The 13,924-nt window shown below is 36.9% G+C and carries 11 protein-coding genes and 1 pseudogene; all 12 read right to left on the bottom strand.

Annotation, left to right across the window (positions count from 1 at the left end):
• Nucleotides 1-92 precede the first annotated feature (92 nt).
• Entirely contained in the window at nucleotides 93-1,271 is a 1,179-nt protein-coding gene (locus IQ274_RS10720) for an ATP-grasp domain-containing protein (protein ID WP_194142233.1), read from the bottom strand.
• A gap of 109 nt (nucleotides 1,272-1,380) precedes the next feature.
• Nucleotides 1,381-2,460, bottom strand: a complete 1,080-nt coding sequence (locus tag IQ274_RS10715) for a FemAB family protein (RefSeq protein ID WP_194142232.1) — start codon at nucleotides 2,458-2,460, stop codon at nucleotides 1,381-1,383.
• Between the two features lie 39 nt (nucleotides 2,461-2,499).
• On the bottom strand, nucleotides 2,500-3,390 hold the full coding sequence (locus tag IQ274_RS10710) for a phytanoyl-CoA dioxygenase family protein (protein WP_194142231.1): 891 nt from the start codon (nucleotides 3,388-3,390) through the stop codon (nucleotides 2,500-2,502).
• Nucleotides 3,391-3,405: 15 nt separating this feature from the next.
• A complete protein-coding gene (locus IQ274_RS10705) occupies nucleotides 3,406-4,056 on the bottom strand; it encodes a sugar transferase (RefSeq protein ID WP_322745222.1) in 651 nt (216 codons plus the stop codon).
• Nucleotides 4,057-4,123: 67 nt separating this feature from the next.
• Nucleotides 4,124-5,392 (bottom strand): hypothetical protein, encoded by a 1,269-nt coding sequence (locus tag IQ274_RS10700; RefSeq protein ID WP_194142230.1) that lies wholly within the window; start codon nucleotides 5,390-5,392, stop codon nucleotides 4,124-4,126.
• On the bottom strand, nucleotides 5,370-6,623 hold the full coding sequence (locus IQ274_RS10695) for a glycosyltransferase family 4 protein (protein ID WP_194142229.1): 1,254 nt from the start codon (nucleotides 6,621-6,623) through the stop codon (nucleotides 5,370-5,372). Before IQ274_RS10695 ends, IQ274_RS10700 begins: the two co-directional genes overlap by 23 nt.
• The gene (locus tag IQ274_RS10690; protein WP_194142228.1) at nucleotides 6,623-7,000 is read right to left on the bottom strand and encodes a glycosyltransferase; all 378 of its coding nucleotides are present in this window, start codon (nucleotides 6,998-7,000) and stop codon (nucleotides 6,623-6,625) included. The genes IQ274_RS10695 and IQ274_RS10690 overlap by 1 nt, the downstream gene beginning before the upstream one ends.
• Nucleotides 7,001-7,043: 43 nt before the next feature.
• On the bottom strand, nucleotides 7,044-8,243 hold the full coding sequence (locus IQ274_RS10685) for an O-antigen ligase family protein (RefSeq protein WP_194142227.1): 1,200 nt from the start codon (nucleotides 8,241-8,243) through the stop codon (nucleotides 7,044-7,046).
• A gap of 60 nt (nucleotides 8,244-8,303) precedes the next feature.
• The gene (locus IQ274_RS10680) at nucleotides 8,304-8,579 is read right to left on the bottom strand and encodes a hypothetical protein (RefSeq protein ID WP_194142226.1); all 276 of its coding nucleotides are present in this window, start codon (nucleotides 8,577-8,579) and stop codon (nucleotides 8,304-8,306) included.
• The gene (locus IQ274_RS10675) at nucleotides 8,560-9,798 is read right to left on the bottom strand and encodes a lipopolysaccharide biosynthesis protein (protein ID WP_194142225.1); all 1,239 of its coding nucleotides are present in this window, start codon (nucleotides 9,796-9,798) and stop codon (nucleotides 8,560-8,562) included. The genes IQ274_RS10680 and IQ274_RS10675 overlap by 20 nt, the downstream gene beginning before the upstream one ends.
• A 307-nt stretch (nucleotides 9,799-10,105) precedes the next feature.
• Entirely contained in the window at nucleotides 10,106-12,142 is a 2,037-nt protein-coding gene (locus IQ274_RS10670) for a polysaccharide biosynthesis protein (RefSeq protein ID WP_194142224.1), read from the bottom strand.
• 1,259 nt (nucleotides 12,143-13,401) lie between these two features.
• Nucleotides 13,402-13,875: pseudogene (locus IQ274_RS10665) on the bottom strand (ISAs1 family transposase); the annotation flags it as partial.
• Between the last annotated feature and the right edge of the window lie 49 nt (nucleotides 13,876-13,924).

Here is a 13,924-nt window from a genome sequence, read left to right as displayed (position 1 = left end):
GATTATCTGATAAGTCTGCAACAATTCAGATTTTTTCATGAGAAATTATTCAAAGTATTCCTGATGATCTTAAAAACTTTTACACTTACTTGTTATTTAACATTTTGTAATTTATGAAATTGCAGATAAAATATACTTTTCACATTTTGAAGTAACTTCTGTTTTATCAGCTTATTAAATAAAAAATGGAATATACTACTTGGATCTGATAAAAAATATTTAACATTTGTATCAGATAAACTATATTCTAAAGAGCCGTTAAAAGCATCTTGAATAAACCTATGGAATTTAGCATAATATTTTTCTTCATAGGAAATTCTCTCAAAACTGATGTTATTTGATAGTAAATATAAAATATACGGAAAGTTTACACCAACTGAGAGAGAACCCATTAGAGATTGCCAAAACCGTGGATTGATTTCAATAACATTAATTTGTCCTGTCTGAGAATTATATCTTAAATCTAAATTAGCAACACCGCTCCATTTAAGTACATTCATAGTTTTTGTGACTATATCAATAACAGCAGAATCATGAACAAACTTCAATTTGTCAATTTTGGGAGTAAATCCTTCTGTTAATCCTAATTGCTGTTGTATTGTGTAAGCAAGAACTTGCCCATCCTGACAAAGAACACTACAACCTATGTCATGACCAGGTACATATTTTTGAACAATATATGCATCGTTGGGATAGTTACAAATAGCCTGAAAATTTTCTTCTTCTAAAGAATCAAATTTTTGTATATTTTTTCCACCACTTCCATCAACTGGTTTGAGTATTACAGGATAATTAAATTGGCTAATATTCTCAATCTCTTTAAGCAAAACTGTTTCAGGTGTTGGAATATTATGCTTTTGCAATAAAAGGTACAACTTCCATTTGTCAAATGCTGCATCTAAATTTTCTTCACTTGGTAATGCCACTATTCTACAAAATTTTGACAATTCATATCTATATTGTGAAACAAACTTAAAGCCTTCTTCGGAAGCAGGAAATATAAGATTTATTCCTTGAGTTTCGATTATCCTAATTACCTCATCTAAATACTCTAGTGAATTCATGCTATTTTCCGAAACAACTAAATTATCAATATATGCCGAATACTTGTAAAAATATAACCATTCATTGTGATCTAATATTTGGCCAGAGGAAACAATCACATTTATATTAAATTCACTATTAGCTTGTTTAAGACAGCGTATTGCATAGTACGCAAGAGGATTGTTGCATGGATCGGGAATTAAAACGGATGGTTGTTGAATTTTCATTGACTATGATTTATGTAAATTTTCAAAACTTAAATACTAGAAGCATTATCAAGCTTAATTGCTTAACCAATATGAGAGATGAAAAGCATAATTTTCCGAGCGTGGTCATTCAATGTGAACGATAAGCAGGAAAAAAGTCTGATTCCAATAATTCTGATGCTGTTTTACCTATAACTTTCGCTCTTAAGTTCACCAATTTATAATATTTTTCCTCATCAATTATTAAGCGTAATGTTAAAAACTTGTGAGTTAGTTGAGAGAAACCCGCTTTAAAAATATATAAACTATCCTCAGTTGAACTACCAACTCCACCCCCCAAATGCAAAAATTCATTCCCGCGTTCCTGTGCCCAATATCTTGCATAGTCGGTTTCTAAACTACCTGGTGATAAATGAACAAACTGATTTCTTGTTCCCCCAAGTGTGCTTTGCACAATTCCACAACATTCTGTATATAAACCAACACAAGCTATCTGATGTTCGTGTTCAACAATGCATAGATGAAGACTAACACCTAACAAATCATTCATTTGAGTAAAATATTCGGAATTAAAAGAGTAGTATCCTGTCGTTGCATTGACACGTTTCATGGTTTCTTCATAGATTGCAACAAATTCGTCCAAATAATCTTGGAATGGAACCATCTTGGCAATCATTCCGAGGCGCTTACACTTGTTAATTGTGCTACGATGACCCTTTCTGGTGTGAGTCCACAAGTTAGAAAGCCTCAAATCAACTGAGACTGTTTCGCCTGTAAGTTTCAAAGTTTCCGGTTGAGAGACTTTGGTGAAACTCTCATTGAGAATTGGATGTAAACGAAAGAAAGCGCAGCATATCCCCCTAGAGTGAAATTCCTGCTTCATGATATCTAGAGCAGCATCTAGAAATCCTGGTGTGTTAAGAGCTGCTTCACTGAGCAAGATTCCCGGATAGCCATAGGGGGAAACAACATCAAAAATATCTGCTGATTGTAGTCCTTCAAAGAGGATATCATTACATTTCCTGAGCAAATAAGGCACAAAAAACTTTTTTTCACCTTCAGTTATTAATATAGCTTCGGGGATAGTATCAGTTCTTTTAGACTCTAAATAGCTGTACTCAGGCAAATGGTAAAAATCATGGCGGATTTCTCGCAATGTTTTTAACCATAAATCATTTGTTAATTCAATTATTTGTACTTGCAAATTCATGTAATTTTCCCAATTTATTTGGCTATATTTGAGTATTTGCTATCTATCTTTTGCTGACCACAAAACAGGAAATATTGCTGGATCACTATAATCTGGATTGCCATTTGGCAGTTTGCGACAAATACTGTCAAGGAAGTGATGAATGCGTTTACCTGGGGGATTCCAAAAAGCTTGATAGCGGTTGTCATCATCTTGGAGATGTACAGCTATTGCTAAACGAAATAAATCGCTGTAATTAGGATAGCTGCCATGAATAGTTCTACAGTTATGAAAACTCATTTGCCCTTTTTCTAAAATCATAGGAACTTCGATAATCTTGCGTCCTGTTTGGGCAAATTTTTGTTCTATATCTTTAAGATTTTGCTGGTTGAAGTAGCGTAAATGTTCGTTACCAGACCATTTGTGACTACCATCAATGACAACTAGCGGCGCTCTAGACTCATCGCAGTCATGAAAAGGAATCCAAGCCGCGAGTAGCTTATCTGAAGTACAGGTAGAGCAGTAAGCACTGTCTGTATGCCAGCCAACTACCCCTTTACCATTTTGACTGTGTGGAGCTTTATAAACTAACTGGTCTTCAAATAAGCGAATACCTTTGCTTTTAGTTAGCCTAGCAGCAATTGCTCCAATAATTGGCTGAAGTGCGAACTCTCGGAGGACATTATTTTGCAAAGAAACGAATTCGTTATTACGAATAGCATTCTCATCTCCTAGCTTCCAGTTGCTATAACCTGTACTAGAAGGAAGCTTTGCATCTCGCTCTCCAAGATAGAATTTTTCGCTAGCTAAAATGGCTGCATCAATCATTTCATCAGGAATGACTTTTTTGGAGATATACCAACCGTGTTCTTCGTAAAAAGCAACATCTTGAGCAGTTGGTAAAAGTTCTAGTTGCGCTCGATCTAGATGTGGGCTGAAAATTTTAATCATTTAATTTTCCTTAAGTTAACCTTTAAATTCTTCAGAGGAGATGTGACCTTTTTGGTCGATTCCATTTTGTTCTAATACTTTGAACACCGTAAGAAAAAAAATCTTCACGTCCAACCACAAACTCCAATTATCGATATACCAGACATCAAGGTTAAACTTTTTTTCCCAACCAATAGCGTTGCGGCCTTTAATTTGTGCTAAACCTGTGATGCCTGGTTTCACTTGATGACGGCGTGCTTGTTCAGGTGTGTAACGGTCAAGATAGCTAACCAATAAAGGGCGAGGCCCCACAAAACTCATGTCACCTTTGAGAATATTCCACAACTGAGGGAGTTCGTCTAAACTGGTTTGACGAAGAAATTCACCAAAAGGCGTGAGGCGTTTCTCATCAGGGAGAAGATTGCCTTTGGCATCACATTCATCCGTCATAGTGCGGAACTTGTAAAAATTGAAAATACGAGCATTTTTACCGGGACGGGGTTGGATAAAAATAACTGGATAACCCATGCGGAAATAAATAGCGATCGCAATTATCAATATCACCGGAAAAAGAGCTAAAAGGGCGATTGCTGCTACAAATCTATCTAATATAGACTTGATTAATCTGCTGTTTTTTATAAAAAAATGTTTTTGTAAATAGTTGCTGTTCATAGCTGTAGTTTTCATTTTTTTAAAGATGAAAATCAGGAATCAATATCTATCAGTTTCATCGCGGAAATTGAGCGTAGATACTTTAGTTTTCCCTTTTCAATACTTTGTTGCTAGGAATTTTGAAGATATGTACGCCAAGTGGTTGAAATTCGGCATTTAATACTCCATCTTTAAGCGAAACTTTCTTGTTTTCAAATAGAACAGTTGCTTTAGTGGATGTATTAGACAGACCAGTAAAACTAACAGAAACAGGTTCATTTGCTGAGTTGACGGCAATAATGTAAGTAAATTGATTCCAAACAGTTGTCAGCAAATTAATAGAGGGAAAGCTGAGTGGATGCTCCATGCCATAGGTGTAAAACTCCTCTGTCCTTGCTGGGCCAGCGACAATCTTAAAGCTCACATTATCTAGCCTCGTGCCATACAAAATAGCCGAGCCCAATTGCTCTGGCCCTACGATCTCTCCAGCAGCCTTATGATATGTCTGCAAAACACTTTCTAGACTTGGATGGTCACGCTCATGCCAGTAAGAAAAAATTAGAATCCCTCTAGCACCAGACACAATAGACTGCCAAAAGTCGTGGTATGCCCCTTTGTTTGTGGCGATCGCATTGCCAGATTCGTGAAAAAGTTCCAGAATTGCTACAGGAGTTTTTTCTCCATTCAGATAATCTGGGCCTATCGTGGCTTGTGCTAGCTTGATCGCCTTTAGTGTGGTTTCCATCCGCCATCGCACCCATGCATGTGGCACCCCTATATAGTTTGTGTAAACGCTGGAGGGAATGATATCCAAATAAGGTACATACTGCTGGACACTTGTAGCATCATAGTGACCGGGGATGTACATATAATTTGGTCGCTTTTTTGGGTCATATTTGCGTGTCCAACTCGCATAATTGGTGACTATCGCCATTTCTCCATCTCTCCAATAGCGCCGTTCTTCAGGAAATTCCCACCACGCTACTCGATCGCTCTTAGCAAGAGCAGTTATCTTCTTTGCCGCTTGCACTTCTGGTATCGGCTCAGATTTACCTGGCAGGCTGGCAAGAGCAAGCATCTTACCCTTAGCTACAGTCTCAAGAAAAGAAGGGGTAAAATGATATGTCTGGGCGATTTTCCATCCGAATTGCCGCACTCTCTGCATATCTTGTGCTTCGTGTATGGAGTATAGTCCTAGCGGAAATTGCTTACTCTTAGGGTATATATCTTGTCCAACAACTTCTGTATTTGTTGCCGTAAAGACGAGGGATGCAACAACAATTCCAACGGCTGCTAGTAACTTATCAGCACAACGTAAGAATTTTATTTTCGACCAATGTTTCCACTTTTTAAATGCCAGAATGCGTTTCATTTAAAACCTTCTGAAAAACATTTGCTAGTTTCTTGTACAAAATATCCCGATCAAATACTGTGTCTGCAAGTTTTCTTGCAGCAGCCTGAGCGCTTTGCAAGCACTCAGAGCTATTTAAAAATTTTGCAAGTTGAATTGCAGCAACTTTTGGATCGTTGCTAGAAATGCTAATACCAGCACCAGACTGTTCGAGAATTTCTTTTTGCCAACCGCCATAGTTAATTACGACTGGGCGACCTGCTGCTAGCGCATCAAAGAATTTATTAGCTGAATTATGCTCCATCTCAGGAATCGGCTTAAACAAGGAGGTGGCAACGGTACATGCAGAAAGGAGTGCTGGCATTTCAGCTTTAGGAATAGGTGGCCACATCCAGAAGTTTTTTTCCAAAATCCCTAATTGACTACTAGCTTCTCTGACTTCACTTTCACAGGCACCTGAACCAACCACCAGAAATTTAGCTTCAGGTATGATATTTCTCATGTGACTTGCTAAATAAGCCAAGTAGTTGACTCCATTTATATGCCCGAATGTACCAGTGTAAACAATCAAAGGCCCGCCAGATAATTCGGGATGCTGACGGAGAAACTCTAATCCAATTGTTTCTGAAATGTTAAAACGTACATTATCGCAAGCATTAGGAATCACTTCTACTTTCTCAGCAGGAATACCCTGTTTGACGATGCCTTCTTTCATGCCAGGAGAAAGCGCCACAATATGAGAAGCATTTTGATAAGCTATCAGTTCTAATTGCCGAGCCAAAAATATAGCTAGTGGTGAGCGTACAGCTTTCATAGCTATTGGCATTTCTGGCCAGAGGTCTCTGACTTCAAAAACATAAGGAGTGCCATGCAACCATTTTCGCAATAAAGCTGGTATTGCAATAGTAAGCGGTGTACTAGTAGCAAAAGTGAGGTCAGCTTTTTCTTCTCGCAGGACTTGTAAAGAAGACCGAACAGCAAAACTCAAAAATGCCAAAATTCTCCGCGAGAAGCTCATGTAATTACTGTACTTCAAAGGAATAACATTTAATTTAAAACTAACATTTTTGGTGTTGAACAATTTCAGGATATTAACGGCGGGAATTCCATGAATTTCCGAGTCACCGCAAAACATACAAACTTGCCATTTATCTTGGACAAGACGAGTCGAAAACTCCCAGGATCTTGTGCCTCCAGAAACTGTGGGAATAGAAAAATATTGATGTAAATAAATTAAGGTACGAGTATCCATCAACGTTGAACCTCTAGAGAATTATTTGACTTAACACTTACATCTGTAATTTTGTAATTTGGATGCAATAAGTTGAAATATTCTCGAAGTGACTGCTTGCCAATCTGGTTCCAGGAATATTTTTCTTCTACTAAATTTTGTGCCGCCTGTCCTCTTTTTGGGAATTCTAATCGCGCGGCTAAAACATCTTGCATCCGTTTAGCGATCGCTGCTGGAGTATCTTCCACAGACCATCCAGCCCCAGCCGCTTCCACTTCACCTGCAATATTAGTACCAAGTGTGAGTAGACAAGGTATTCCATAAGATAAAGCCTCTAATACTGCTATTGGATGTCCTTCAAAACGGAAGGTATGTATCAACAAATCAAATTCATACATAAAATTGATTCTCTCCTGTTCAAACTATAGATTTGAATCTTTATTAGACCCTTTGATTTTTTGTAGCTATAGTAGGAACTTGGTTTTGTATCAAAATTGGTAGTGCTAATATTAGGCTTATAATTGAATAGTTGTCATATAATGTTCCAGACAATAGAGAACCTATATAAATTGGTGAACAAATTATAGTTATAATTTTCCAGTTTCTATTTAATTTACCTTTCCATAAAAGTATTCCATACATTGCAGTAAATCCTATAAGAATAACACAGGGTAAAAAGCCGCCATTATATAGCAGGTCTAGATAAATATTGTGAGGATAGGAATATATATATTGGCTTCCTTCTCCGAATAAAAAATTATCTTTTATAAAAAAAGATGTCAAATTTTGCCAATATCCTTCCCTGACTGCAATAGAACTAGAGGAGGCACCACGGTCATAAAACCAAAATACTCTAGAATCAATAATAGATTTAGAAAAACTTGAATTTATAGCGAGTACAAAAGGAGAAAATATTATAGCTATACTAGCAAACTTTAGCCAATTCAATCTGATATGTAGTACTGTGTAAAGAAAAGATAATGTCATAAAAACTCCTACTACTGTTGCACCTCTAGAACCTGTTTTAACCATTAGAGATAATGCAATGGTTAAACAAAAGATTGTAGTTATTAAGCTAAGAATTGAAACTTTTTCTTTCTTACTAGAGTAATTTTCATGAACCAATACGAGATTTAGCAAGAAAATAGTTCCAATAATTCTGTAGTAAATATTGGGCCCAAATATAAAGGATTGTCTTGGCTCGTTTCCAGAAAACTGTTGAGATAATACTCCAAGAAAAATTAGTGTAATGGCAGGTAGCCATCGAACTATCTTACAACCTGGACTATTACTGAGCAATCGCTCGATTACATGAGTGCCAAAAACAAGACTATTAACATATAGAATTCCTGATATAGCGCCAAAATAATAGTCAAAATTATATTGATAAAATTGAATAAAAATAGGTAAGAGAGCGAGAAAAATGAATATTTGAGCCGAAATTTCTGCTGGGCTTAAAATAAAGTTTCTTCTCAGGACAAAAATTATTGTCCAAAAAACAAAAAATAAAGGAATTTCATACACCGTTTTATTTTCTCCAGGAAATGTCGAACAAAAAATCAAAATTAAGTCAATAGGTAAAAGAATTACGTTATTCCAAAAATCCTGATTTAATGTTTTTTTAATGATCACATTTGACATTAATTTGTACCAATATTATGAGTTTGAGAACACACAAGGTAGTCCTGCTGCGTACTCGTGTTAGATACGTTTGGAATTAGGAGCGTACAACCAGGATTGTGACGGATGAGAACATAGAATAACCTTGCTACCAAGGGCACGGATTTCTTCATCGTAAGGGCCGGGCTGGGCTGTGTTAACCAGAAAATACATCTGGAAGCGATCGCGATCAATGTGCCGCAAAATGTACATTAGCCAGGTTTCGATTCCACCCTTGTTCATCCCTGCAACAATATGGAGGATACGTATTGAATGCTCATCGACCTTCTGGATATCTCTAGAGTTTGTGTAGTGCATAGAAGATAACTCCTAAACTAAAAATTGTTTGGACAATAGTTGCAATAACTAGTGCGATCGCTGCCCCTAACAATCCCAAACTGGGTAGCAGCCATAGACAGGTTATCGTTGAGATAGTTAGTACAATCACAAACAAAGGCATTTGGATGCGAAAGTACTGACATGCCGTCATTCCATAGCTCAGGAAAGACGATACATAGTTAATTCCAGCTGCAACCATCAACCAGACAAACAAATTTGTTTGCTCGGCATATTCAGGTCGATACAGAAGAGTCAGGATCTGACGTCCAGCTACAACAGCTATGAAAACACCTGTTCCGCCCAATAAGGCAGCGATTCCTACCAGCTTGAGTAGGAGTGTATGGAAAGCAATAGCATCTTTAGCCGCGTAATACTTAGCTAGCCTAGAAATGCTTGACTCTCCTAGGGCATTTACTACTATGTTTCCTGCCACCATCAGGTAGGCAATGGCTGCAAAAATCCCCAATTCACGCTCACCTAAATATCGCTCAATAAAGTAGCGGGGAATATTGGTATTGAGTGAAATTAGCATCATCACCAACCCCAGAGGCAAACAGAGCCATACCAGCTTTACTAGGGTTTTTCGATGCCAACGCGGTTGCAATTGTGACCTGTGTAGCATCAAGATACCACTACGAATGTCGTAACTTAGCAACACCACTGCCCAAGCAAAGACTAACCCAAGTACACCCCACAGAATATGGCCAGACATATATACTCCAATGCCCAGTAGTAGCAGTGATAGAGGGCCTTTAATGATCAACGATATTGCAATCCGATCCATGCGTTCGTGCTGCTGAATCAGTCCATGAAATATGTCGCTAATAGACTCGAATGCCTTTGCCAAACCCATCAAGAAGATAACTAGAGATGTTTCCCATCGAAAGCCGCCTAACAAACTAATAACCGTAATGATCGCAAGTGCTAAAGCTGTCGAGATTAGTCTTAGCCCCAAGTAATCGCTAAAAGAATACTGTTTTCTGGCATCTGTTGCTTGGACAATTCGCAACTGAAGATTTGTAAACATGATTATAGGTGCTGTTATCGCCAGCCCTAAGGTAAACTTTCCTACCATCTCTGGACTGCCAAATTTAGCCAGTATCACCAACATTCCCCACTGGCAAGCTGCATAAACTAAATTACCGACGAAAGTCCAAGAAAAGTTGCCGCGCAGTGTTAGTGGCTTATGTTGTTGCATCTGCTTTAGTCATTAACCTCATCCAATTTTGCAGTTTGATACCAAACACAACAAATATTTTCTGTAGAAACGAAATCCAAAAGAGATTGGCCTGTATAAATTCCAATTGACCATTTAGTTTGTCTTTTTACCAAAGTTATTGCTAGTTCCTTGAAAAAGGAAAAGTATCTCTTTTTTAAGGTAAATACTCTATTTATTTTTCGTAATAAGCCGTGAAAGCCATAGATCGTTTCCATGTTGATTATCTAAATTAAATGTAGAGTTATTTGATGAATGAGCCATCGACTTAGAGTCCAAATTATCTATTTTATTTAGCTCCTCCCGATTCCACTTTCGCAAGTTTGTTTTTATTTAAATATGTGATTACAGCACTACTCTTTAGACTGTTTCTTCGTTCATTATTTTCTAAATACTTAGGTTTGTATCCTGACACCAGTTGTTCCAGTAATAACATGATGCATTTAATATCATTTTTACCTGCTGCGGCACACAATTTTTCTACAGTCATGGTGAGATTTTCTGAAACAATCCGACTGCCATTTTTCACTACTATCAATTTCTCATGTTGAGTTTGTTCGTACTCTTCTCCCTCGATAAACAGTTCTTCAAATAACTTTTCCCCAGGTCTTAAGCCTGTAAATAAGATGTCAATATCTTTATTTACTTCATATCCCGAAAGGCGAATTAATTCTTTAGCCAAGTCAACAATTTTTACAGGTTCGCCCATATTCAGCATTAAGACTTCACCACCACGACTCAATACCGCAGCTTGTAAAACAAGTTGCACTGCTTCTGGGATGGTCATGAAATAACGACAGATATCGGGATGGGTAACGGTTACTGGGCCACCTGAAGCAATTTGTTTTTTGAAAGTTGGAACTACACTACCGCGACTACCCAAAACATTACCAAAACGCACAACAACATAAGGTTTACCGCTTTCTTTTGCAGCTTGCAGAACTAACATTTCGGCAACTCTCTTACTAGCACCCATGACACTAGTGGGATTAACAGCTTTATCTGTGGAAATCATCACAAAATTTTGAACATTGTATTGCAGCGCCATATCCAATAAGTTTTTTGTTCCAAGCACATTGTTAGTGATTGCTTCTGATGAATTTAATTCCATCAGAGGAACGTGCTTATGAGCAGCCGCATGAAAAATCACGTTAGGTTGAAATTGTTCAAAAGCTTGTTTTAGGCGAACGCTATAACGAATATCGCCAATGAAAGTATAAATACGAGGGGTATATCGCTGTACTTTCCCATCATTTTTGAGTATTTGGATCAGTTTTTCTAACTCTTGTTGGATATTAAATATAGAATTCTCCCCGTGTCCCATAAGTATCATTTCCGCAGGATGACACTTGAAAATTTGACGGCAAAGTTCACTACCAATTGATCCTCCTGCACCTGTAATCAGTACTGTCTTACCTTTGATAAATTTATGCACTTGCTCAACATCAGTCTGTATGGGTTCTCGCCTGAGCAAATCTTCAATCCTGACATCTCGAATGCTATCTACCCGTACACGATCGTTGAGGATTTCATATATTCCAGGTAAAGTACTAGTTTGTATTCCAGTTGATTTGCAAATATCTACGATTTCTCGAATAACATGGCCAGCAACCGTAGGCATGGCGATGATAACTTTGTGGATTTGGAGAGATTTCAAAGTATCAGGAATTTGGTGGCGATTGCCTACGACTGGGAGACCACGAATTTGAACATTTAATTTCCGTGGATCGTCGTCAATGAAGGCAACAGCATGAAAGCCTAGTTTAGGTTTGCTTTGCATATCTTGCACAAGGGAAACTCCGGCATTACCAGCACCAATAATTAGCACCCGCTCTCGTGGATTAAATACTCCTTGACGTTGGATAAATCTTTCTACAACTCGAAAACTGAAACGTAACGTTCCTATGAAAATACATGACAGTAATCCATCAATAAATGGCAGCGATCGCGGCAGGTTATCTGTTACAAAAGGCAATATGTGATTAAGAAGATTAAATGTCATGCTTTGGATGACTATTGCACCTACCATCAACATAGCTATATATGTCAGTTCCTCAACACTGGCATAGCGCCAGTATCGCCTATAAAAACCAAAACTCCAAAATACAATTAGTTTAACTAATAAAAATAGTAAAGTTGCGATTCCTAGTTGTGATATGTTTGCTTGAATATCGAGATAGCCGTCTAAACGGATAAGCAGCGCTAATAAAGGAGTAATTGAAAAAATAATGATATCAAAAATTAACAAGTGCGTATTTTTTAGCTCTAGCAGCTTTTGTAATAAATTGGCACCAAATTTTGGAAAGATTCTAAGTAAGAGTTTCATACTTCAAAAAGCCTCCTGAGCAAGCTACAGAATCATCCGTTTTGTACATAAATATTATCCGTTCAGAGAATATTGAATATCGCCAAATAACTTGAAAAATGATGTTTGTTGCCTGGAACGTCTTGTTAAATAATCATTTCTAGAGAATTGACATAGGTAAGTGTTTTGTCCATTTGATAATTTATAAATGAACAAAAATTTAATTTTTAAATCAATTCCTAATTTACTAATTTCTGATTTTTACATCCATATTAGAGTTGGCTTGTCTAGAAATGGATATAGCTAATAATCAAAAAAATGCCCATGCACATTTCTACTGGTCTTTGCCCAGTTTACTGGAATATGCTTTATTCATGGCTCTTAATAGTGCTGTATCTACTTGTTTACAGCTTATATCCTAAGAGCTTTTATGACTAGACCTCTTGCAAAAAAGTTTTGTGGTAAATTAAAGGGTTAAACAAATTGTCAAAAAGTTAACTAGCATTTTGAAGGTCATAGTTATAAATACTTGCAATTAAGTTATGCTTGAGTTGTCTTCAGCAATTGTTCAATTGTTATAATCTACCTTGATAATTTTAGACAAGTTATGTTCTGAAAAACCGGATATTTAAAGTAATATTTTCTTGTATATATTACTACAGGTTACTTCTGTTTGATTTTTTTTGTAATTTAGTGGCGTTGCTATCTTTATGCAAAGAGTGAATATCATCTCTAAAATTTACACCTAATAACATCACATTGCTAATTGATCGGAGTTAAAATTAGCGTAACCTAAAAATTAAATTTAGTAATAATTACGTTGTATTTAGCTAAATGTAACTATTGTTATTACTATATTGAACTATAAAATCTATACCAAATTTTAGTTCTATGTGTCATGCCAATTTGGCACAAGTTTTTTTGTAACTGGGAGTTTAGACCAGCGCGAACGTATCTTAGGTGATTTCTAAGAAGGAATTTACCAATATAAAATTCAGGAAGTTACCCTCCTGACTTAGAGGTTGTTTTAAAAGTAGTTGGCTGTGATTTTAGGCACTTATTGATCCCCCCTAACCCCACTTAAAAAGGGGGGAAATGGAATCAAAGTCCCCCTTTATAAGGGGGATTTAGGGGGATCTAAAAGGATTTGATACATCACTAAGAACTTTTCAAACATCCTCTTAGGCATCCACATAGCAATTACATTAGAGCAGTTAGCTACGTTGGGGAGTTGAACTATTGTGGAAGTTTTTAAAGATGCACTTAAAACTTGACAAATTAATTACCAAAAACGTCTTTGATTTTTCATCTACTTTTACTTGTCTCAACACTAATTTATTTGTAGTCGCCCAAGCGCTTACCATTATAATTGCGCTTTGGTTACTACTTGTATCATAAGAACCGCGTAAAGTTTTCCCATCAATTACAACCACTTCCTTAGAAGTTATCTTCTGTATTGATTTTATCCAATCTAGAAAACATGACTGAAACTGTTGGGGATTTATCTGTGCAAATACTCGTGCGAATGTATCATGTCACGAGATACCATTTGGTAGGTCTAGAAATGTTTTTAATCACTCATACTTGGCACATCCATAAGTCTCTATTGCCACCCAACCATCTGCCCCAAAAATCACAGCACACACGGCAATCGTTATGATATCCATTAAGTTGTGTCGCTTTGTTCGATCTATTCGTGGATCTTCTATTCTCAAAAAATGGTCAGCAATTGTTATTTTTGGCTTCAGCTTCATAGAGAGGAGAATCAGAATGAAATTCTTTTTTAGAGCAACTGTTAAAATA

The organism is Nostoc sp. LEGE 12447 (assembly GCF_015206985.1).
Taxonomy (GTDB): Bacteria; Cyanobacteriota; Cyanobacteriia; order Cyanobacteriales; family Nostocaceae; genus Nostoc.
This window is presented reverse-complemented; position numbering and strand designations above follow the sequence as displayed.